The organism is Pseudomonas sp. dw_612 (genome assembly GCF_018449725.1).
Lineage (GTDB): Bacteria > Pseudomonadota > Gammaproteobacteria > Pseudomonadales > Pseudomonadaceae > Aquipseudomonas.
This window is the reverse complement of the sequence record NZ_JAAVVC010000006.1, coordinates 208,477-229,603: the sequence shown is the minus strand read 5'-3', so window position 1 is coordinate 229,603 and position 21,127 is coordinate 208,477. Positions and strand designations below refer to the sequence as shown.

Genomic DNA, 21,127 nt, shown 5'->3' with positions numbered 1-21,127 from the left:
CAAGTTTGTTAACCTGACTTTATCCAGGAGTAATGTGATGCTCGGCCAACTGCACGATCTGGACCTGCAACTGTTACGGCTGTTTGTCAGTGTGGTCGAGTGCGGCGGCTTCAGCGCCGCCCAGGGTGAACTGGGGCTGAGCCAGTCGAGCATCAGCCAGCAAATGGCCAAACTGGAAACCCGCCTCGGCTATCGCCTGTGCAGCCGTGGCAAGGGTGGTTTCCGCATCACGCCCAAGGGCGAACAACTGCTGATCGCCATCCGTGGGCTGTTCGAATCCATCGAAGCCTTCCGTCATCAATCTAATGGCGTCGCCGGGCGCTTGATTGGCGAGGTGCGCTTGGGGCTGTCCGAAGCCCTTGATCAATCGGTGCTGCAACGGGTGGCGGACGCGATCCGGCGCTTTCGCGAGCGGGATGAGTCGGTGCGCATCGAGTTGATCAGCGCCATGCCCGGGGAAATGGAGCGGCTGATGCTGCAACAGCGGCTGGACCTGGCGATCGGTTATTTCTCACAGGTGCAAAGTGCTTTTGACTACCGCGAGTTGTTCAGCGAAACCCAGCATTTGTACTGCGCGCCGGGGCATCCGTTGTTCAGCAATGCGGCGCCGGATGATGAAGCGCTACAGGCGTGTGACCGGGTGGATCATCCCTACCGTTTCCTGCGCAGTGATGAGCCGTTTCAAGGCAAGTTGTGTTCGGCGCGCTCGGAGCAGGTTGAAGGTACCCTGGCGTTTATTCTTTCCGGCAAGCATGTCGGTTATCTGCCCAGCCACTTTGCCCGTAGTTGGGAGGACAAGGGCTTGCTGCGGGCGGTGCGTGTAGGGGAAATGAGTTTTGATGTGGGATTTCACCTGGCGCGGCATCGGGCGCAAGTGCCGGGGGATGCGCAGAAAGCGTTTGAAGAGGATTTACTGGCGGCGTTTGCAATGGTTTAACAACGAAGATCAAAAGATCGCAGCCTTCGGCAGCTCCTGCATGGGATCGCGGTTCAAATGTAGGAGCTGCCGAAGGCTGCGATCTTTTGCCGCTCATGCGCTCTTTCTGGCATCCTGCGCCTCCATTTTTCTGACCTGGCCCCTGGCGCTTTCCTCGTGACCCCATCCGAACACGCAAAACCCCAGCCCCGCTCCGACCTGATCTACGGCCTCAACGACCGCCCTCACCTCACCGCCACCGTGTTCGCCGCCCTGCAACACGTATTGGCCAGTTTCGTCGGCATCATCACCCCGACCCTGATCATGGGCGGCGCGCTGGGCCTGCAAAGCGAAATCCCCTACCTGATCAGCATGGCGCTGTTCGTTTCCGGGCTGGGCACGTTCGTTCAGGCGCGGCGCTTTGGTCCGGTGGGTTCCGGTCTGCTGTGCCTGCAAGGCACCAGTTTTTCCTTTATCAGCGTGATCCTCAGTGCCGGTTTCATGGTCAAGGCCCGGGGCGGCGGCACCGATGAGATTCTGTCGACGATCTTCGGCGTGTGTTTTTTCGCCGCGTTTATCGAAGTGGTGTTGAGCCAGTTCATCGGCAAGCTGCGGATGCTGATTACGCCTGTCGTGACCGGAACGATCATCACGCTGATGGGCCTGTCGCTGATCAAAGTTGCGATGACCGACATCGCCGGCGGCTTCGGCGTGGCGGACCTTGGCGCCAGTCATCATTTGCTCCTGGCCGCGTTGGTACTGGGGACCATCGTGGTATTGAACCGGGTCGATGTGCCGTTCCTGCGCCTGGGCGCGATCGTCATTGGCCTGACCCTCGGCTACGTCGTCGCCTGGCTCATGGGCGATGTCGATTTCGCCAGCCTGCCCGCCGTGCCGCTGATGAGCGTGCCGGTACCGTTCAAGTACGGTTTCAACTTCGACTGGGTGGCGTTTGTGCCGGTGGCGGTGATTTTCCTCGTTTCGCCACTGGAAGCCGCAGGCGACCTGACAGCCAACTCGATGATTTCCAAACAACCGGTCAAAGGCCCGATCTACATTCGCCGGATCAAGTCCGGCCTGCTCGCCGATGGCCTCAACTCGGCCATGGCCGCCGTATTCAACAGCATGCCGATGGTGACCTTCGCCCAGAACAACGGCGTGATCCAGCTCACCGGCGTGGCCAGTCGTTACGTGGCGTTTTTCATTGCCGGGTTGCTGGTGCTGCTGGGGTTGTTCCCGATGATCGGCGCGGTGCTGCAACTGATGCCGAAACCGGTGCTGGGCGGCGCGGAGCTGGTGATGTTCGGCACCGTGGCCGTGGCCGGGATCAAGATCCTCGCCGAAGCCGGCCTGCATCGGCGCAACATGCTGATCGTGTCGATTTCCCTAGGCATGGGCCTCGGGATCGCGGCGGTGCCGGAAGTGTTGCGCGAATTGCCGCTGGCGCTGCACAACATCTTCGAATCGCCGATCACCGTCGGCGCGCTGTGCGCGATCCTGCTCAACGTGTTCCTGCCAGAAGAATTCATGGAACTGGAAGAAGATGATTTCGACCCGGAAGCCTCGATCCTGCAGGTCATGGAAAACCCGCCGGCCACCGAATCGGCGCCAAGCCTGAACCGCTGAAAGGACCGTGCTACATTCGCTACGACTCTGTCTGGCACAAGGTTGACCGCACGTTGAACAAGAAAACCGGCATCCGGGCCGCCCAGGCCCAACAGACCCGCACACGGATTCTCGAAGCCGCGGTGAAAGTCTTCACCCGCGACGGTTATTCCGGGGGGCGGGTCGAAAGCATTTCCCGGGAAGCCGAGTCCAACGACCGCATGCTCTATTACTACTTCGGCAGTAAAGAGCAGCTGTTTATCTGCGTGCTGGAACACACCTACGAGCAGTTCAACAAAGCCGAAAGCCGATTGAAACTGGATCTGAGCCAGCCGTTGGTGGCCTTGCAGGATTTGGTCGCGTTCGTCTGGCATTACTACGTCAAGCACCCGGAATTTGTCGCGATCCTGAGCAATGAAAACCTGCACAACGGCAAGCATGCGCGGCAGTCCAGCGAGTTGCGTCGGCTGTCGGGGGAAGCGGTCGGGGTGTTGCGCCCGATTATCGAAGCGGGTCAGGCCCAGGGATTGTTTCGTGAGGTGCTGGACATCAAGCACGTGTATTTGATGATTGCCTCGCTTTGTTATTTCTATAACTCCAACCGGCATACCTTGAGTTCGTTTCTGGGGGAGGATTTGGCGGACAAGGGGCAGCAACAAGATTGGTTGGGGTTTATTCAGGATTTGGTGGTGCGGGGGGTGACGAGGTTGCCCGAGCCAGTTCTCGGGTGACAGGACCGGCCTCTTCGCGGGCAAGCCTCGCTCCTACAAGGACCGCGCTGAACCTGTAGGAGCGAGGCTTGCCCGCGAAGCTTTTAATGGCTCCCCGGATTCGCCCGAAGATACGCAACCTTCGACTCCAACCCTTCCCACCCCGGCGCATTCCCGGCAAAGCGACTCCTCAGATACGCCGCCAATTCCGCCACCTGAGTATTCGACAAACTGTCCTTGAACGCCGGCATATACCCCAGGTCCTTGGTCGCTGGTGTATCGATGCCTTGCAGGATCACCTTGATCAAATTGTCCGGCAGATCACTGTGCACATTGGTGTTGGTGGCCAGCGACGGGCTCACGCCAAACAGCTTCGGCCCCAGGCCATCGGCATGACAGGCCTTGCACGAGCCTTCGAACACCCGTTGGCCATTGCTCAACGAAAGACTTGGCAGCGGTCGCGTGGCTTTCTCTATCACTTGCGCCTCAGCCTGCGCGCCATTGAGTGACGCCAGGTACACCGCCATCGCGCGGACATCCGCCGTGGGCAGCTTCGCCAGTTCCGTGACCACTGGCCCCATCGGCCCGGTTGCCACGCCATGTTCAGCGGAATAACCGGTGCTCAGGTAACCGAACAACTGCTCCTCGGTCCACGGCGTCGGCGACTTGGACAACCCGTTCAGCGCCGGCGCTTCCCAGCCATCAACCATCCCGCCCGCTAGAAACGAAGCACCGCCCTTCTCCGCTCCCATCAAATTGCGCGGCGAATGGCACGCCGCGCAGTGCCCCAAACCGTTGACCAGATACGCACCGCGATTCCATTGCTCGCTGCGCTCCGGTTGCACGCTGATTTCACCCTTGCGCAGAAACAGCGCATTCCACCCCGCCATCAACGGCCGCAGGTTGAATGGAAAGCGCATGTCGTTGGCCTTCGCCGGCTGGCTGACCGGGGTTTGCGACATCAAGTACGCATACAACGCCTGCATGTCTGCATCGTTGATGTTGCGAAATGCCGTGTAGGGAAACGCCGGATACAAATTGCGCCCGTCGCGGCCAATGCCATCGCGCATCGCCCGTTCGAACGCGGGATAGGACCAACTGCCGATCCCGGTTTTCACGTCCGGGGTGATGTTGCTGCTGTACAGCGTGCCGAACGGCGTCGCCATCGCCAGCCCACCGGCATTGGTCGCTCCGCCGGGCGCGGTGTGGCACACCGCGCAATCGCCGACCGCCGCCAGCAAGCGTCCGCGCTCAAGTGTTGCGGCCGACCAGGTGCCGGCATTCGGCGGCGCAATCGGCGCAATTTCAGCGTGGAATGGCCACGCGGTCGCGGCCATGCCGAGCACCGCGCCGAACGCGGCAAACAGTGATCCGAACAACCATTTCGAACGTTTGGTCGGCGACTTCGGCGGTTCGTCGCAAGTGCCGGCATTCAACGCGGCCAACACCCGCTCCGGAGTGATCGGCAATTCGCGAAAACGAATCCCGGTGGCGTCATAAATCGCATTGGCAATCGCCGCCGCGCTGGGCACCGAGGCGGATTCACCGGCGCCCATTGGCGGTTGATCCTGACGCGGCATCATCAGCACGTCGATCTGCGGCACTTCCGGAAAGGTCAGAATCGGATAACCGCCCCACTCCTTGCTCGCCACCGTCGATTCTTCGAACGTCACCCGTTCCTTGAGCACGCGGCTGGTGGACTGGATCACGTTGCCGTGGATCTGATGCTGCACCCCCGCCGGGTTGATCATCATCCCCGAATCATGGCCGATCACCACGCGGGTGACCGAGACATCGCCGGTCTGGCGATCAATCGCCACGTCCGCCACCCATGCCGCCCACGCCGCGCCGAAACCGGGGAACTTGCTGTGGATGTAACGCGCGTAGGCAAAGCCGCGACCACGCAACAGTTGATCCTCGTTGGGGGTTTGCATCGGTGCCGTGCGTGGCGTCCAGGCTGCACGCTCGGCGGTGGATTTCACCAGGTCGATGGCGCGCTCGTCGTGCAGATAGCGCAAGCGGTATTCCACCGGATCGACGCCAGCGGCGAAGGCCAGTTCATCGATATACGACTCGTGGGCGAAGGTGTTCGGCAGCGCTGAAACCCCGCGCATCCACGAGGCACGGACAATCGGCGCCATGTCGTTGATGGTCACGCGCATGTGTTCGTAGTCGTACGGCGGGATCGAGGTGCGGTCGCCCATTTCGAACATCGCCGCCACCGGTTCGACCCGTCCGGTCAGCAGCAACGCCAGGGTCGGCGCGCCGTTGGACGGGTAGCTGGTCTGGAAGTCATAGGCGGCGACGCTGCCATCGGCGTTCAAGCCGCCGTCGACGTCCATCAATTGCGCGGTGCCTTTGGGTTCCCACAGATGCTCTTGCTCGCGGGTCAATTGCACCCGCACCGGTTTGCCCACGGCGCGGGACAGCAGCAAGGCATCGGCGCACACGTCATCGGCACAATTGCGCCCATAACAGCCGGACGCTTCCATGCGAATGATCTCGATGGATGCCTCTTCGCACTCCAATAACCAGGCCAGGTCGGCGCGCAGCAAATGCGGATTCTGGCTGCCGGACCACACGCGACTGCCAGACGACTGAAAATCAGCGACCCCGCAGGACGGGCCGATCGAACCGTGCATCTGATACGGCCACATATAGGTGCGCGGCATGCGCTGACTGGCGTTGGCCAGGGCTTCGTCGACATTGCCCTGGTCGAGCACCACACGTTGCACGCGCGGGTTGTCGCGGATGGCTTGCTCGACATTGTTTAAATCCGGCAACCCTTGGTTCCAGGCTTTCCAGGTGATTTTCAACGCCTGGGCAGCCTTGATCGCCTGTTCTTCGCGCAACGCGACGACGCCAACGAAATCGCGGATCACCACCACGGCAACGATCCCGGCGATGTGCGCGATGGAGGATTCGTCGACTTCCAGCAGGCTGTTGCCGACAAAGTCACCGCAATCGAGCCCGGCATACGGCGGCCGAATCACCCGGCCATGGAGCATGTCCGGCACGCGCATGTCGTGGATGTAGGTCAGCTCGCCAGTGGCTTTGCCCGGAATGTCCACCCGGGCGGCGCCCTTGCCCACCAGTCGATAGTCTGCGGCGGGTTTCAAAGGTGCGGTGCCGGAGATGCGCAGCTCGATGTGTACGCCGCTGACCAGTTCGGCGTAAGTCACGGTGCGACCGTCTTCAGTGCGGATCACCCCGGCTTCGATCTTTAAAACACCTGGCTCCAGAGCCCAACGCTCAGCTGCCGTTTCCAGCAGATAGCGCCGGGCCTCAGCGGCGGCATTGCGCAATGGAATCGCCGAAATCTGCAACGTCGCACTGGCAATGGTCGCGCCCTGATTCGGCGCGCGCTCGGTGTCGCCGAGCACCATGCACACTTGCTCCATGTGCAAATCGAGCTCTTCGGCGACGATCTGCGCCAATGAGGTGCGGATGCCGGTGCCGAGGTCGACGTGCCCGTTGAACGCATACACGCGCCCATCGTCGCTGATGGCAATGAACAACCCCAATTCCTTGGGTTTGATCAGTGGCGTGCCGCCCTTCGCCACTGGGCCGGACGGCGGCAGGATGTCGTCGACGATCAGCAGCACGCCGGTTTTGGCCAACAATTGGTCGCGGGTCGGGATGGCGGACGGGATGGAGTCAGTCATGGTCATTGATCCACCTTCAAGGCATTTGGCGGGCGGCACGCAGCACCGCGCGGAGGATTTCGATGTGGGTGCCGCAACGGCAGAGGTTGGCCGAGAGTTCGTTGCGGATCTGGGTTTCGCTGGGGTGCGGGATGCGGTCGAGCAAGGCCTTGGTGGTCATGATCATGCCGTTGAGGCAGTAGCCGCATTGCGCCGCTTGCTCGTCGATAAAGGCTTGTTGCACCGGGTGCGGATCGGCGCGGGTGCCGAGGCCTTCGAGGGTGACGATCTGCCGGTCCACCGCACCGGCCAGCGGAAACACGCAAGAGCGCGCCGCCACGCCGTCGATGATCACCGTGCACGCCCCGCACTCGCCCAGGCCGCAGCCGTACTTGGGGCCATTAAGTTGCAGGTCATTGCGCAAGATCAGCAATAACGGCGTATCCGCCATGGCGGTGACGGTGGTGGTGAGGCCGTTGACCTCAAGCGCTACGGTGATTTCCTGGCTGTTCATGCACGTCGCCCCGCTTCGTTTGATGAAGTGGCTACTACACCAAAAGGTCAAAAAAAACGTCGCGGGCACGATTGGGTTGTGGCGTCGCGACACACTCGACTGGTGAAGTGGCTACTACATGAAACAAGAGCAAAAACGATGCCAAAGGCAAATGCAAGGTCTGGAGCAGCTGCCGAGGCACGGAGCTACGCACGGCTCATGTAGCAGCTGTCGAAGCCTGCGTTCGGCTGCGAAGCAGTCGTGAAATCTGAGCGCACGGTCTTACTGAAACACCGCGTTGGCTGATTTTACGACTGCTTCGCAGCCGAACGCAGCCTCGTGCCTCGGCAGCTGCTACATGAGCCGTGCGTAGCTCCGTGCCTCGGCAGCTGCTACATGAGCTGTGCGCAGCTCCGTGCCTCGGCAGCTGCTACATGAGCTGTGCGTAGCTCCGTGCCTCGGCAGCTGCTACATGAGCTGTGCGTAGCTCCGTGCCTCGGCCGCTGCTACACAGAGCGCGTTTAGCCTGGGATCAATCCTGCGGATCGTCGATCATTTTGCGCAGCAGAAACAGCACAGCCACCCGCTCTGCCGGGTTGAGGTTACTCAGGGTCAGTTCGGTGATTTTCCCGGCACAGGGCACGGTTTGCTGCACCAAACGATCGCCCGCTTCGGACAGCCCGACGATGACTTTGCGCCGGTCTTGCGGGTCGGGTTCGAGGGTAATCAGTTCCCGGGCCTTGAGCCGTTCGACAATGCCGCGAATGGTTGCCTGGTCCACGGCGGTGGCCTTGACCAGTTCTGTGAGAGAGCTGGGACCGTGATCGCGCACGGCGCACAGGGTGACGAATTGCACCGCCGTCAGCTGCGAATCGCCGACATTCTGCTGAAAAATCGCCATGTGTCGCTGATAGGCCTTGCGCAGCAAATGCCCGACTTGTTCGGAGAAAACGTAGGAAGAATCAGGAGTTTCAGGCACGGCGGACTCGAAAAGCGATGAGTGGTGGGGAAGCATGATGGACAGGTTGGGGGGCGGACTCAAGGGTGACATTGGTCTTAAGAAGCTGCACAACCCCTTGTGGGAGCGGGCTTGCTCGCGAAGGGGCCATCACATTCAACATTATCGTTGACTGACAAACCGCCTTCGCGAGCAAGCCCGCTCCCACAGGTTTTGTGTATTCGTCAGTTGATTCGGTGTACTCGGGAAGCTTCGGGCGCCACTACATCCCCGCCCATCACCACCGCCACATCATCCAGGTACACATCGCAATTGCGCAGCGGAATGTCCAAGTGGCACGGGGTTTTGCGTTTGCCGCCGACTTCGGTGTTCGGCCCGGTGGAGAACAGGAAATTGCCGTAGAACGCCCGGGCGTCCATGCACATGCCATCGTTCTTGTCGTGCAGGCCCATGGCGGTCCACTGGGCTTTTGGCTGCAAACCCCAGCCGATGTGGGAGATGCCGTACACCTCGGGATCGTTGAAATACTTCATGTAGTCGCGCAGGTATTCGGCCTCGAAACCGCCGTGGATCGAGGTGATAAAGCCTTTCTCGATCTCCAGGGTGATCTTCTCCCGGGTGTAAGTCTTGAATGGCAACAGGATGTCGCCGATGTCCAGCACCAGCACGCCTTCGGCGGTTTCTTCGTTGGGCCAGGAGAACAGAAAACCGCTGGGCCAGTGGTCCCAACGCCCCGGTTCATCGGCGAAACCGTATTCGGTGACCGCCGGATATTGCCCCAGCGCCGCGCGGAAGTCGCTGCCGGCGCGGGAGGTGACGTGGATCGACCGCGCCTGCGTCAGCAGCTTTTCCGCCGCCATCACCCGCACCTTGTCCTCTTCGGTCGGCAGCATGCGCGCCAGCACTTCCGGGGGCTCGACGGCCAACAGGATGCGGGTGCCGGTCTTGAGGATCTGCTCCTGTTCCGGCGAATGCAGCAGCATCATCGTGTCGACGATCAGGTCCGCCGCTTCCAGCGCCCGCTGTGCCGCGTGATTGCCGGTCAGCGCGGTGTCGCCGCAGTAGGCGGTCATGTCATTGCCCATGGCCGTCGGGTGGTTGAACGACGGTAGCTCCACCGCGTAGACCTTGGCCCCCAGGCGCTGCCCCGCGTCCATCGCGGCCCGCACGGTGCGCGGGTCGGAATAGTGGCTCTTGAGCACGGCGACGCTCTGGGTCGGGTCGACCTTCGACAGCTTCAACACGTGTTCGAACATCTGGGTCAGTTCGCAATCGCTTACCGGCATTTTCCTGTCTCCTCAATCTTCTGCTGCGCACCAAGTCGAGGCACCCCGCCTCACCCTAGTGCATTTTTATAGCGTGTACGCCATTTGTTATCGATAAGACATCAAATGAGAGCGGACTGCAAGAGCCAGACCATAACGTTACCAACTCACACAAACCCAACAAACAATGGTTACATTCGGTGCCACCTGCCAAAAACCGCTGAAAATTAATTTTTACAAACGGCTCTTTCTTTTTGAAAAATACAGCGTATACACTTTAAAAACCTTGCGGCGACCCAGCCAGCGACCATTCGAAGAAGAGGAACAAAGCCCCATGGCCCACACACAAAAAATCGCCATCGTCGGTGCAGGTCTTGGCGGTGCAGCCGCTGCGACGTTGCTGCAACAAGCCGGGTTCCAGGTGGACATCTACGAACAAGCCCCGGAGTTCTCCCGCCTCGGCGCCGGGATCCACATGGGTCCGAACATCATGAAAATTTTCCGGCGCATGGGCATCGAGCAGCAGCTCGACCTGATGGGCTCGCACCCGGATCACTGGTTCAGCCGTGACGGCTTGAGCGGCGACTACCTGTCGCGCATCCCGCTGGGAGATTTCGCACGCAAGGAATACGGCGCGTCCTACATCACCGTGCACCGCGGCGACCTGCACGCCTTGCAGATGTCGACCATCAAACCGGGCACCGTGCACTTCAACAAACGCCTGGAAACCCTCGAAGAAACCGACACCCAGGTGCGTCTGACCTTCAGCGACGGCGAAGTCACTTACGCCGACATCGTGATCGGCGCCGACGGCATCAATTCGAAGATCCGTGAAGAACTGCTCGGCGCGGAAAAACCGCTGTACAGCGGCTGGGTCGCGCACCGGGCATTGATCCGTGGCGATCAACTGGCCAAGTACGATTTGAAGTTCGAAGACTGCATCAAGTGGTGGACCGAGGATCGGCACATGATGGTCTACTACACCACCGGCAAGCGCGACGAGTACTACTACGTCACCGGCGTGCCGCACCCGGAGTGGGATTTCCAGGGTGCGTTTGTCGATAGCAGCCGCGAAGAGATGTTCGAGGCGTTCCAGGGTTATCACCCCACCGTGCAGGCGCTGATCGAGTCCACCGAAAGCGTGACCAAATGGCCGCTGCGCAACCGCAACCCGTTGCCGCTGTGGAGCCGCGGTCGCCTGGTGTTGCTCGGCGACGCCTGCCACCCGATGAAACCGCACATGGCCCAGGGTGCCGGCATGGCCATCGAAGACGCCGCCATGCTGACCCGCTGCTTGCAGGAAACCGGCCTTGGCGACTACCGCACCGCGTTCGAACTGTATGAAGCCAACCGCAAGGAACGCGCCTCCCGCGTGCAATCGGTGTCCAACGCCAACACTTGGTTGCGCACTCAGGAAGATCCGGCCTGGGTCTACGGTTATGACCTGTACGCCCAAGCGCTGAAATCGGGGGTGGCCGCGTGAGTACTTTCGTCCACGGCGGCAACGTCCAGGCCAACGGCATCCGCCAGCATTACTTGCGCTACGGCGGCAAAGGCCCGGCGCTGGTGCTGATTCCCGGGATTACCAGCCCGGCGATCACCTGGGGGTTTGTCGCGGAACGTCTCGGCGAGCATTTCGACACCTATGTGCTCGACGTGCGCGGTCGCGGCCTCTCCTCCACCGGCCCGGATCTGGATTACAGCGCCGACGCTTGCGCCGATGACATCGGTGCGTTCGCCCAAGCCTTGAACCTCGACAGCTACCACTTGGTCGGCCATTCCATGGGCGCGCGGTTTGCGGTGCGCAGTGCCGTGAAGCATCCGGCGGGCGTAAATCGCCTGGTGCTGATCGACCCGCCGGTTTCCGGCCCCGGTCGCCGCGAATACCCGAGCAAACTGCCGTGGTACGTCGATTCGATCCGCCAGTCGCTACTCGGGATGGATGCCGAGGCGATGCGCGCCTTCTGCGCCACCTGGACCGACGAGCAATTGCAGCTGCGCGCCGAATGGCTGCACACCTGCTACGAACCGGCGATCGTGCGTGCATTCAATGATTTCCATGACGTGGATTTCCATCAGGACCTGCCAAAGCTCCAGCCACCCGCGTTGCTGATGATTGCTGGCCGTGGCGGTGTGATTCAGCCCGAGGACGAAGCGGAAATCCTCGATTTGCAACCGAACATTCGCAGCGTCCACGTCGCCAACGCCGGGCACATGATTCCGTGGGATGACCTCGACGGCTTCTTCGCCGCGTTTGGCGACTTCCTTGGCCCACGCCTGAACTAATCGAATTCGGAGACTTTTATGCTCAAGCCTTACCGCATCGGCCAGATTGTGCCGAGCTCCAACACCACCATGGAAACCGAGATCCCGGCGATGCTCACCGCGCGTCAGTTGATCCGTCCGGAACGTTTCACTTTTCACTCCAGCCGCATGCGCATGAAGCAAGTGCGCAAAGAGGAACTGGCGGCGATGGACGGCGAGTCCGACCGTTGCGCCGTGGAATTGTCCGACGCCAAGGTCGATGTGCTGGGTTATGCCTGCCTGGTGGCGATCATGGCCATGGGGCTCGGTTATCATCGCCAGTCCGAACAGCGGCTGCGCAAGGCCACTGCCGATAACGATGCGAATGCCCCGGTGATCACCAGTGCCGGCGCCTTGATCGAGGGCCTGAAAGTCATGGGCGCCAAGCGCATCGCGATTGTCGCGCCGTACATGAAACCGCTGACCGAACTGGTGGTGGATTACATTCGCGAAGAAGGTTTTGAAGTGGTGGACTGGCGTGCCCTGGAGATTCCCGACAACCTCGCCGTGGCCCGGCACGACCCGGCGAACCTGCCTGGCATCGTGGCTGGCATGAATCTGGAAGGGGTTGATGTGATCGTGCTCTCGGCCTGCGTGCAGATGCAGTCGTTGCCGGTGGTGGCGCAAGTCGAAGCGCAAACCGGCAAACCGGTGCTGACCGCGGCCATCGCCACCACCTACGCCATGCTCAAGGCCCTGGACCTGGAACCGATCGTTCCCGGCGCCGGCGCCCTGCTCTCTGGCGCTTATTAAGAGGTGCGCGACATGAGCGAACAAACCGCCAATGACAACTACCAGGGCGTGTGGGGCCAGCGTATCGGGTTCGGCCAGAAGGCTGCGTTGCTGATGATCGATTTCATGCGCGGCTACACCACCGAAGGCGCGCCGCTGTTTGCCCCCGGCGTGGTCAGCGCGGTGGCTGAAAGCGTCGAGTTGTTGGCCTGCGCCCGGCGTCAGGGCATCCCGGTGGTGCACACCAATATCCGCTACCATCCCGGCCATTTCGCCGACGGCGGTATCTGGGTGAAAAAAGCCCCGGTGATGAAGGACATGGTCGAGGGCAATCCCTTGGCGGCGTTCTGCGAAGAGGTGCTGCCGACGGAAGATGAAGTGGTGATCAGCAAACAATACGCCAGTGCATTTTTCGGCAGCAGCCTGGCCTCGATGCTGCACGCCCAGGGCATCGATACCGTGGTGCTCGCCGGTTGCTCGACCAGCGGCTGCATCCGGGCGACGGCGGTGGACGCGGTGCAACACGGTTTTCGCACCATCGTCGTGCGCGAGTGCGTCGGCGACCGGCATCCGGCGCCCCACGAGGCCAACCTGTTCGACATCGACAGTAAGTACGGCGATGTGATCAGTAAGCAGGAGGCCATTGCCCACTTCGAAAAAATGTAATGCGTGCCACAGGAACCGCGCCATTTAGAGCGTTGGTCTTGTCGGGTTTGAGCCTGGAGCTTGTCTGATCGGAAGGTCTTGCAGACCTTATCGCGAGCAAGCTCGCTCCCACAGTAGATCGCGGTCGAATGTGGGAGCGAGCTTGCTCGCGATGAGCGCGAAGCGCTCCCTTGGGCGACACCGGGCCAAACCCAAACGAAAAAAACTGAGCCCAACTCGCCCACGAGCGAGCGCCCAGTCTTCTGACACTGCCTTTGGACGTCGCTTTTGCAGCGCGCCAGAGCGCTGGAAAAAGCGGCTGTATAAAAACCATAAGTCACCGCCAGGAGACATCCGATGCCCATTGCGAACGCAGCACCCGCGACCACGGTCGCCGACCCGATTCAAGCGCTTTACCACAAGATCACCTGGAAGCTGATTCCGTTCCTGTGCTTCTGCTACCTGGCCGCGTACCTCGACCGGATCAACATCGGCTTCGCCAAACTGCAGATGCTCGATCAACTGCACTTCAGCGAAACCGCGTTCGGCCTCGGCGCCGGGCTGTTCTTTGTCGGCTACATCCTGTTCGAAGTGCCAAGCAACCTGGTGCTGGAAAAGGTCGGCGCGAAGATCTGGATCGCCCGGATCATGATCACCTGGGGCCTGCTCTCGGCCTGCACCATGCTGGTGACCTCCACCACCCAGTTCTACGTCTTGCGTTTCCTGCTCGGCGCCGCCGAAGCGGGCTTCCTGCCGGGCGTGCTGTATTACCTGACCACCTGGTTCCCGACCTATCGCCGAGGCCGCATCATTGCGCTGTTCATGATCGGTTTGCCGCTGTCCAGCGTGATTGGCGGGCCGCTGTCCGGTTGGGTGATGAGTCATTTCGACAGCCTCGGCGGTTTGCGCGGCTGGCAGTGGCTGTTCCTGATCGAAGCGGTGCCGAGTGTGTTGCTCGGTGTGCTGACCTTCTGGGCGTTGCCGAACAGCTACCAGCAAGCCAAGTGGCTCAACGATGAAGAGAAAGCCCTGCTGGAACAGGAACTGCGCGCCGACGAAGCGAGTGCCGGCGACAGCAAACACAGCTTTCGCGACGGGTTCTTCAACCTCAAAGTGTGGATGCTCGGCGGCATCGATTTCTCGATCCTGCTCAGCGCCTACGCCATGGGGTTCTGGATGCCGACCTTCATCCGCAACGCCGGGATCGTCGACACCTTCCACATCGGCATCCTTACCGCGTTGCCGAGTGTCGCCGCGCTGCTGGGCATGCTGCTGATCGGCGCCAGTTCAGACAAACACCGCGAACGCCGCTGGCACATCATCGTGCCGCTCCTGGTCGGCGCGGCCGCCATGGCCACTGCGCCATTCTTCGTGCACAACGTGGTGGCGACCGTGGCGCTGTTCGCCATTGCTTCGGCGGCAATCATCGGCGCGGTGCCGGTGTTCTTCAGCTTGCCGGCGACGTTTCTCAAAGGCACGGCGGCGGCGACCGGGTTTGCCCTCGCTTGCTCATTGGCGAATATTGCCGGGTTGGTGAGTAACTCGTTGATGGGCGTGGCGATTGATGTCACCGGCAGCAGCGCCGGGGCATTGTGGTTCTTTGCCGGGTGCTTGATTCTCAGCAGTTTCCTGGTGATTGCGCTGCCGGCCAAGCTGGTTAACCGCTGACACCCCACTATCCCTGTGGGAGCGGGCTTGCTCGCGAAGGCGGTGTGTCAGTTGACATAAATGCTGACTGACACGACGCCTTCGCGAGCAAGCCCGCTCCCACAGGGGATTTGTGTTGTTCTTTTGGCAGGTGTTCATTCCCATTATCCAGGTGAGTCTCCATGCAAGGTTTGATCAAACGCTGTGCCCTGCTTGTCGCCGCCGGCCTGTGCGCCGGTTCTTTGCAAGCCGCTGAAAAAGTCATCTTCGATACTGACTTCAACGTCCTCAACGATGACGGCCAGGCCTTCATCATGCTGGCCCAGTTGCACGCGCAAAAGCGTATCGATTTGCTGGGCATGACCCTGGTCAGCGGCAACGCCTGGGTCGATCAGGAACAGGTCGATGCGCTCAAAGCCGTGGAACGCATGGGCGTGGAAAAACAGGTCGGCGTGTATTCCGGTGCGGCGTACCCGTTGCTGCATGACTTCGCCACCTACCCGCAGGAACAAGCCTTCTTCGGCGCCGGGTGGCCGGGGGCGTTCAAGGCGCCGCGTCCGACCTCCGCCACGCAACTGGTCGCGCCACCGGATGGCCTCGCTACCCACACGAAGCTGCGCAAGGAAACCGCCGCGCAGTTCATCGTCGACAGCGTGCGCGCCAATCCCCATGAAGTGACGCTGCTGGCGGTCGGGCCGCTGACCAACATTGCGCTGGCGATCCGCTCCGCGCCAGACATCGTGCCGCTGATCAAACGCATCGTGTACATGGGCGGCGCCCTGGAGATTCCGGGCAACACCACTCCGGCCGCCGAATTCAACTGGTGGTTCGACCCCGAGGCGGCGAAGATCGTCCTGCGCTCGCCCATCGAACATGTGATTTTCCCCAACGACGTCTGCGAAAAGGTCACGTTCGATGCTTCGGTGTACAAACGGGTGATCGCGAAACCGGGGCCGATTGCCGACCTGTACAAACACGAATTCGGCCCGTTGTTCGACAAGGACCCGGCGTATCACAGCTTCACCTGGGACAGCCTGCCGGCGCTGTTCCTGGTGCAACCGGACATCGTCACCGAGTCTCGCAATTTGTGGGTGGACGTGGATGCGCAATTTGGCGCCGATTACGGCCGCGCACTGGGCTACAAGAAAAGCCCGCCGGTGGGCACGCAAAAAGCCAAGGTGGTGTTCGCCATCGATCAGCAGAAATTCTGGGACGGCTATGTGAACCTCGTAACCTTGCCAACGCCGATCAAGGGCAACTGAAACCACCGGCAAGCATGAACAAGTGACAGCCTCGGGCGAACCCCTCACAGTGAGCGTGGTCGCACAGGTGAACCGCCCATTTTTCTCAAGGGCGGTTCAGTCCCTTCTTCTGTCGAGAGCCCTTCATGCGCAGACTTCTTGCCCTGTCCCTTTCCTTGCTGTTGCTCTCCCTGAGCGCCTGCGCGCTGTTCCCGAATCGCGATCCGCTGAACATCAACGTGGTCGGCATTGAACCGCTGCAAAGCCAGGACCTGGAAGTGCGCTTCGCGGTGAAAATCCGCGTGCAAAACCCGAATGAAACCGCGATCGACTACAACGGCGTGGCGCTGGACCTGGAAGTCAACGGTCAGCCATTGGCGTCTGGCGTCAGCGATCAGTCAGGGACAATCCCGCGCTTTTCCGAAACCGTGCTGACCGTGCCGGTGAGCGTCTCCGCGTTCTCGGTACTGCGCCAGACCCTCGGCCTGAGCCAGACCCAAACCCTCGACAACCTGCCCTACGTACTGCGCGGCAAACTGGCGGGCGGGTTGTTTGGCGCGATGCGCTTTGTGGATACCGGCAAACTCCGGCTGCCGGGGCCGAGTGCCGCGACCTGGTAGACCCTCCCTGATCGAAAATGTGGAAGCGGGCTTGCTCGCGAAGGCGGGGTATCAGTCGAAATTGATGTGGCTGACATTCCGCTATCGCGAGCAAGCCCGCTCCCACAGGGGACTGGTGTCGATCACACCATCCCGGTCAGCCTCGATCAACTGTGGGAGCGAGCTTGCTCGCGAAGGCGTCGTGTCAGTCAATGTAAATGCTGACTGACACACCGCTTTCGCGAGCAAGCCCGCTCCGACAGGGGGTTATGCGGTGAAGCGCACGCCCGGTTTGGCCTTCTCGTCCACGCTCAACTCAAACACATCCGGCCGCGCATAGTGCCCGACCACATCAAAGTCGTAGCGAGCGCGGATCAATTCGTCGGTATCGATTTCAGCCGTCAATAAACCCGGCCCACCCCGCAACGGCCCAGCCAAAACATCCCCCATCGGCCCGACAATCACACTGCCGCCCGCAATCAACGGCCGATCCGTCGGCCAGTTGGCGATCTCGACGCCCAAGGCTTGCGGCGAGTCCTGCACCTGGCACGCGCTGACCACAAAGCAACGGCCTTCATGGGCGATGTGGCGCATGCTGACTTGCCACATCTCGCGCTCGTCCACCGTCGGCGCGCACCAGACTTCCACGCCTTTGGCGTACATCGCGGTGCGCAGCAGCGGCATCATATTTTCCCAGCACACCACCGCCGCGAGACGCCCGACCTGGCTGTCGATTACCGGCAACGTTGAACCGTCGCCCTTGCCCCAGATCAGCCGTTCGGTGCCGGTGGGCATCAGCTTACGGTGCTTGGCGATCAGGCCGGCCACAGGGTCGAAATACAGCGCCGTGCAATACAACGTGCTGCCCGCGCGCTCGATCACGCCAATCACCAGGTTCGCCCCGGTCCGCGCCGACAACCCGGCCAACGCTTCCGTTTCGACGCCCGGCACATCGATGGCATTGGCGAAGTACCGCGCAAACGCCTCGCGCCCTTCCGGCAAGCGGTAACCCAATTGCGTGCCAAACCCCTCACCCTTGGGATAGCCGCCCAGCAGCGCTTCCGGCATCACCACCAGTGCGGCGCCGGACTCGATGATCGCGTGTTCCCAGGACAGGATCTGTTCCAGTGTTTCGCCCTTGCCACCGGGCAAGGCGCCGATTTGCAGGGCAGCAACGATTGACTTGGGCATGGCGGTAACTCCGACGGCAATGAGGTGTTGCTGATTGTCAGCCGCCGCAGGATCATGAATAAAGCCCCGTTCGCTGCTGAATGATATGAACACCATGAATATCGCTACCGTCGACCTCAATCTGCTCAAAGTCTTCGAAGCCCTGCACGAAGAGTCCAGCGCTAGCCGCGCCGCCCTGCGCCTGGGCGTCACGCAATCGGCGGTCAGCGCCGCGTTACGCCGGTTGCGGGAGTTGTACGGCGATCAGTTGTTTGTGCGCACCGGCCGAGGTTTGGCGCCAACGCTCAGGGCCAATCAATTGAAACCGGTGGTTAGCGATGCCCTGAACAAATGCCGGCAGAGCCTGGCAATGATCGATCCGGCGGCTCAGCACTATGAGGGACGTTCGGTCACCGTGGGCCTGTCGGATGATTTCGAGATTGCCTACGGGCGGCGACTGATCGAGGAAATCGCCCGCCGTGCGCCGAAACTGCGCCTGATTTTCCGCCAGACTCACAGCCAGATCGTCGCCCATGCGTTGCTGGATCGCAGCATCGATCTGGCCATTACCGCTGGCGGGTTTGCCGAACGCCTGCTCAGTCGTCAGGTGTTGGGCGAAGGGGGTTATTTGTGCCTGGTGGATCAGACCAGTCTGGCTGAGGGACAGCAGACCCTCAGTCTGGAGGCGTTCGTCGCGCGGGAGCACATTCTGGTGTCGTCCGGCGGCTTTATCGGGATCACTGATGAAGGGCTGGCGGCGCTGGGGCTGAGTCGGCGGGTGTGCGCCTCGACTTCGCATTTTGCGGCGTTGCCGCACTTGCTCAACGGCAGTCAGGAGGTGGCGACCATTCCGGCCCACGCCGCGCAAAGCATCGCGGCGCTCACGGGCCTGGCGCTGCTGCCCTGCCCGCTGGCGTTGCCGCGCTACCCGATCGAACTGGGCTGGCGCACCAGCACCCAGCTCGATCCGGTGGTGTTGAAAGTGCGCGAGGCGATTGTCGCGATTTTTGCCGACGATGGCGCCACCCTGTAAACGACGTGCCCTTGTAGGAGCGAGGCTTGCCCGCGAAGGCGTCGTATCATCCAACATCAATGTCGAATGCCACACCGTCTTCGCGGGCAAGCCTCGCTCCTACAGGGGCCGGTGTTGTCTATGGGGTTACTTGGCGGCCATCAGGCGATTGACTTCACTGCGCACCATGTTGGCGTATTCGGGCGGCGACAGCAGATCGAGTTCGGAGCGGACCCATTCGGCCCATTTGCCTTTGCGCTTGGCCCGTTCGCCAAACAACCGTGCGGCTTCGCCCTTGGACTTGCCCAGGTTGCTTTGCCAGAGGTCGAACAGACGGGATTTTTCGTCTTCAAGCGCAGCGCGCTCGGCAAGGGGTTTGTCGGCCAGATTGAAGCTCATGGGAATTACCTGCTGCGTAAATAGGCGACATCTTACACTGTAGGAGGAATCCTCCGACCCTGGATTTTTCTCCCGGGTTGAGGTTGTACGTAAATTGACTGCAACTTTTTCAACCGCCGCAGACTCCATTGTTCACTGCCCACTTACCCGCAAGGAGTTACTCAATGGCCCGCAAAACCGCCGTACAAACCGCCGCAGACCAAATCAAGGACCAGGCATTCAGTGAACTTCAGGCGCTGATCGAAGAGTCGGACAAACTGCTCAAAAGCAGCGCGTCACTGGTGGGAGAAGAAGCCGAAACCCTGCGCGGGCAAGTCGCCCAGAAGCTCCAACAGGCGCTGGACTCCGTGACCAGTGTGCGCGAACGCACCAAGCCTGCGGTCGACGCCACGGAAACTTACATCGGTGGCCATCCGTGGCAAACCGTAGCGATTTCCGCCGGGTTTGGCCTGGTGGTGGGGTTGTTGCTCGGTCGTCGTTAAACCTTTGAGCTAGACACATTCCCCTGTGGGAGCGAGCTCGCTCGCGATAGCGGTAGTCCAGTCAGCCGCCATCGCGAGCAAGCTCGCTCCCACAGGGGTTTTGAGGCGACAGTCAGAGCGCAGCCAACTCCCGCAAACTCGCCAACACATCAGCCTCCAACCGAATCCCTTCAACCGCCGATTTAGCGCGCTGATGATGCCGCCGATCCCCCGGCAAGCGCTTCAACCCAACCCCGTGCATCTGCCGCACCAGTTCCTGGCTGCGCTCGGCGAAGCTTTGCCCGGCGGCTTTGCTCGGGTCGATCACGATCAGCAATTGCCCGGTCCACGGCGTCTTGGCACCCGGATGGTTCGACCAATCGAACTCAAAGGAGAAATTACCGCCGGTCAACGCCGCCGCCAGCAACTCCACCATCATCGACAACGCCGAACCCTTGTGCCCGCCAAACGGCAGCAACGCGCCGCCTTCCAGAATCGCTTTCGGGTCCTGGGTCGGCTGGCCGAGGCTGTCCACGCCCATGCCCGGCGCCAGGCGCTCGCCCTTGCGCGCGGCAATTTGCACGTCGCCATGGGCGATGGCGCTGGTGGCGAGGTCGAAGACAATTGGCTCACCGTCCGCCCGGGGCGCGGCGAAGGCAATCGGGTTGGTGCCGAACAGCGGACGATCGGCGCCGTGGGGCACCACGCAGGTCATGCTGTTGACCACGCTCAGGGCCACCAGGCCTTCATAGGCGAAGGGTTCGACATCCGGCCAGAGCGCGGCGAAGTGATGGGAGTTGCGGATCGCCAGCACGGCAATCCCGGCGCTGCGCGCCTTCTCTATCAACAGCGGCCGGGCGGCGGCCAGCGCCGGTTGGGCAAAACCATTCGCCGCGTCGACCCGCACGAAGCCTGAAGCCACGTCCTCGACCACCGGCACTGCCTGACCATTGACCCAGCCACTTTTCAGCGTCGACACATAACCGGGAATGCGGAACACCCCGTGGCTGTGGGCGCCGTCGCGTTCGGCACCGGCGCAGTTGAGGGCCAGGGTCCGGGCGACATCGGCCGAGGTGCCATGGCGCAGGAAGACTTGCTCGAGCAACACAACGAGTGAATCGAAATCGAGAGGTTCGGTGTTCGAACTGACGGGTGTTGCGGTCATCTGAGGCTCCAGTTTTATTATTGAGTTCGGGCTACAGGCTGAAACGGGGTTGTGCGGCAACCCAGTCATACATCGGCGATTAAGCGCTGTTCTAGAGGTGTCCTGTCAAGCCTCGGCAGCCGGATCGATTCAAGCAATATGTACCGCACCAAGGCTTTGCG

19 protein-coding genes are annotated in these 21,127 nt (G+C 61.3%); 12 read left to right on the top strand and 7 right to left on the bottom strand.

What is annotated here, in order from left to right:
* The first annotated feature begins 37 nt into the window (after positions 1–37).
* The 3 genes from HB680_RS12340 (at position 38) to HB680_RS12330 (ending at position 3,252) form a co-directional block, all read left to right on the top strand.
* Positions 38–937, top strand: coding sequence for a LysR family transcriptional regulator (locus HB680_RS12340; protein ID WP_213938902.1), 900 nt, complete (start codon positions 38–40; stop codon positions 935–937).
* A gap of 156 nt (positions 938–1,093) precedes the next feature.
* Positions 1,094–2,542 carry a solute carrier family 23 protein gene (locus HB680_RS12335; RefSeq protein WP_213938901.1) on the top strand — a complete coding sequence of 483 codons (1,449 nt, stop codon included), beginning with the start codon at positions 1,094–1,096 and terminating at the stop codon, positions 2,540–2,542.
* Between the two features lie 53 nt (positions 2,543–2,595).
* On the top strand, positions 2,596–3,252 hold the full coding sequence (locus tag HB680_RS12330; RefSeq protein WP_213938900.1) for a TetR/AcrR family transcriptional regulator: 657 nt from the start codon (positions 2,596–2,598) through the stop codon (positions 3,250–3,252).
* An 83-nt stretch (positions 3,253–3,335) separates the two neighbouring features.
* Here the strand turns inward: HB680_RS12330 and HB680_RS12325 are convergent, their stop codons facing one another.
* The 4 genes from HB680_RS12325 to HB680_RS12310 all read right to left on the bottom strand — a co-directional run bounded on the left by HB680_RS12325 (position 3,336) and on the right by HB680_RS12310 (position 9,612).
* A complete protein-coding gene (locus HB680_RS12325) occupies positions 3,336–6,896 on the bottom strand; it encodes a molybdopterin cofactor-binding domain-containing protein (protein ID WP_213938899.1) in 3,561 nt (1,186 codons plus the stop codon).
* Positions 6,897–6,912: 16 nt separating this feature from the next.
* Positions 6,913–7,389: a (2Fe-2S)-binding protein gene (locus tag HB680_RS12320; RefSeq protein ID WP_213938898.1), complete on the bottom strand. Its 477-nt coding sequence runs from the start codon at positions 7,387–7,389 to the stop codon at positions 6,913–6,915.
* A 511-nt stretch (positions 7,390–7,900) separates the two neighbouring features.
* Complete coding sequence (locus HB680_RS12315) at positions 7,901–8,383, bottom strand: MarR family winged helix-turn-helix transcriptional regulator (RefSeq protein WP_213939015.1); 483 nt, start codon at positions 8,381–8,383, stop codon at positions 7,901–7,903.
* A gap of 167 nt (positions 8,384–8,550) precedes the next feature.
* Positions 8,551–9,612, bottom strand: coding sequence for a 2,5-dihydroxypyridine 5,6-dioxygenase (locus tag HB680_RS12310; protein WP_213938897.1), 1,062 nt, complete (start codon positions 9,610–9,612; stop codon positions 8,551–8,553).
* Positions 9,613–9,925: 313 nt separating this feature from the next.
* Between HB680_RS12310 and HB680_RS12305 the strand changes: the two genes are divergently transcribed.
* From HB680_RS12305 to HB680_RS12275, 7 genes are all read left to right on the top strand, one after another.
* Positions 9,926–11,074 carry an FAD-dependent monooxygenase gene (locus tag HB680_RS12305; RefSeq protein WP_213938896.1) on the top strand — a complete coding sequence of 383 codons (1,149 nt, stop codon included), beginning with the start codon at positions 9,926–9,928 and terminating at the stop codon, positions 11,072–11,074.
* Entirely contained in the window at positions 11,071–11,877 is an 807-nt protein-coding gene (locus HB680_RS12300; RefSeq protein WP_213938895.1) for an alpha/beta fold hydrolase, read from the top strand. Before HB680_RS12305 ends, HB680_RS12300 begins: the two co-directional genes overlap by 4 nt.
* An 18-nt stretch (positions 11,878–11,895) precedes the next feature.
* The gene (locus HB680_RS12295) at positions 11,896–12,648 is read left to right on the top strand and encodes an Asp/Glu racemase (RefSeq protein WP_213938894.1); all 753 of its coding nucleotides are present in this window, start codon (positions 11,896–11,898) and stop codon (positions 12,646–12,648) included.
* Between the two features lie 12 nt (positions 12,649–12,660).
* On the top strand, positions 12,661–13,293 hold the full coding sequence (locus HB680_RS12290; protein WP_213938893.1) for an N-carbamoylsarcosine amidohydrolase: 633 nt from the start codon (positions 12,661–12,663) through the stop codon (positions 13,291–13,293).
* A 336-nt stretch (positions 13,294–13,629) separates the two neighbouring features.
* The gene (locus HB680_RS12285; protein ID WP_213938892.1) at positions 13,630–14,940 is read left to right on the top strand and encodes an MFS transporter; all 1,311 of its coding nucleotides are present in this window, start codon (positions 13,630–13,632) and stop codon (positions 14,938–14,940) included.
* A 161-nt stretch (positions 14,941–15,101) separates the two neighbouring features.
* Positions 15,102–16,181: a nucleoside hydrolase gene (locus HB680_RS12280; protein ID WP_213938891.1), complete on the top strand. Its 1,080-nt coding sequence runs from the start codon at positions 15,102–15,104 to the stop codon at positions 16,179–16,181.
* 125 nt (positions 16,182–16,306) lie between these two features.
* The gene (locus HB680_RS12275) at positions 16,307–16,780 is read left to right on the top strand and encodes an LEA type 2 family protein (RefSeq protein ID WP_213938890.1); all 474 of its coding nucleotides are present in this window, start codon (positions 16,307–16,309) and stop codon (positions 16,778–16,780) included.
* A 246-nt stretch (positions 16,781–17,026) separates the two neighbouring features.
* Here HB680_RS12275 and HB680_RS12270 read toward each other — a convergent pair whose 3' ends face one another.
* The gene (locus tag HB680_RS12270) at positions 17,027–17,950 is read right to left on the bottom strand and encodes a carbon-nitrogen hydrolase family protein (protein WP_213938889.1); all 924 of its coding nucleotides are present in this window, start codon (positions 17,948–17,950) and stop codon (positions 17,027–17,029) included.
* Between the two features lie 85 nt (positions 17,951–18,035).
* Between HB680_RS12270 and HB680_RS12265 the strand changes: the two genes are divergently transcribed.
* On the top strand, positions 18,036–18,962 hold the full coding sequence (locus HB680_RS12265; protein WP_213938887.1) for a LysR substrate-binding domain-containing protein: 927 nt from the start codon (positions 18,036–18,038) through the stop codon (positions 18,960–18,962).
* A gap of 126 nt (positions 18,963–19,088) precedes the next feature.
* Here the strand turns inward: HB680_RS12265 and HB680_RS12260 are convergent, their stop codons facing one another.
* Positions 19,089–19,340 (bottom strand): hypothetical protein, encoded by a 252-nt coding sequence (locus HB680_RS12260; RefSeq protein ID WP_054046380.1) that lies wholly within the window; start codon positions 19,338–19,340, stop codon positions 19,089–19,091.
* A 164-nt stretch (positions 19,341–19,504) separates the two neighbouring features.
* On the opposite strand from HB680_RS12260, the gene HB680_RS12255 reads away from it, so the two are divergent.
* On the top strand, positions 19,505–19,822 hold the full coding sequence (locus HB680_RS12255; RefSeq protein ID WP_213938886.1) for a DUF883 family protein: 318 nt from the start codon (positions 19,505–19,507) through the stop codon (positions 19,820–19,822).
* A 112-nt stretch (positions 19,823–19,934) separates the two neighbouring features.
* Here HB680_RS12255 and HB680_RS12250 read toward each other — a convergent pair whose 3' ends face one another.
* A complete protein-coding gene (locus HB680_RS12250; protein WP_213938884.1) occupies positions 19,935–20,966 on the bottom strand; it encodes an Ldh family oxidoreductase in 1,032 nt (343 codons plus the stop codon).
* Between the last annotated feature and the right edge of the window lie 161 nt (positions 20,967–21,127).

Coding starts and splice junctions, on each gene's coding strand:
- HB680_RS12295 (WP_213938894.1), top strand. CDS start 11,896: ATGCTCAAGCCTTACCGCATCGGCCAGATTGTGCCGAGCTCCAACACC.
- HB680_RS12275 (WP_213938890.1), top strand. CDS start 16,307: ATGCGCAGACTTCTTGCCCTGTCCCTTTCCTTGCTGTTGCTCTCCCTG.
- HB680_RS12320 (WP_213938898.1), bottom strand. CDS start 7,389: ATGAACAGCCAGGAAATCACCGTAGCGCTTGAGGTCAACGGCCTCACC.
- HB680_RS12260 (WP_054046380.1), bottom strand. CDS start 19,340: ATGAGCTTCAATCTGGCCGACAAACCCCTTGCCGAGCGCGCTGCGCTT.
- HB680_RS12315 (WP_213939015.1), bottom strand. CDS start 8,383: ATGCTTCCCCACCACTCATCGCTTTTCGAGTCCGCCGTGCCTGAAACT.
- HB680_RS12250 (WP_213938884.1), bottom strand. CDS start 20,966: ATGACCGCAACACCCGTCAGTTCGAACACCGAACCTCTCGATTTCGAT.
- HB680_RS12265 (WP_213938887.1), top strand. CDS start 18,036: ATGAACACCATGAATATCGCTACCGTCGACCTCAATCTGCTCAAAGTC.
- HB680_RS12285 (WP_213938892.1), top strand. CDS start 13,630: ATGCCCATTGCGAACGCAGCACCCGCGACCACGGTCGCCGACCCGATT.
- HB680_RS12270 (WP_213938889.1), bottom strand. CDS start 17,950: ATGCCCAAGTCAATCGTTGCTGCCCTGCAAATCGGCGCCTTGCCCGGT.
- HB680_RS12325 (WP_213938899.1), bottom strand. CDS start 6,896: ATGACTGACTCCATCCCGTCCGCCATCCCGACCCGCGACCAATTGTTG.
- HB680_RS12310 (WP_213938897.1), bottom strand. CDS start 9,612: ATGCCGGTAAGCGATTGCGAACTGACCCAGATGTTCGAACACGTGTTG.
- HB680_RS12290 (WP_213938893.1), top strand. CDS start 12,661: ATGAGCGAACAAACCGCCAATGACAACTACCAGGGCGTGTGGGGCCAG.
- HB680_RS12305 (WP_213938896.1), top strand. CDS start 9,926: ATGGCCCACACACAAAAAATCGCCATCGTCGGTGCAGGTCTTGGCGGT.
- HB680_RS12280 (WP_213938891.1), top strand. CDS start 15,102: ATGCAAGGTTTGATCAAACGCTGTGCCCTGCTTGTCGCCGCCGGCCTG.
- HB680_RS12340 (WP_213938902.1), top strand. CDS start 38: ATGCTCGGCCAACTGCACGATCTGGACCTGCAACTGTTACGGCTGTTT.
- HB680_RS12255 (WP_213938886.1), top strand. CDS start 19,505: ATGGCCCGCAAAACCGCCGTACAAACCGCCGCAGACCAAATCAAGGAC.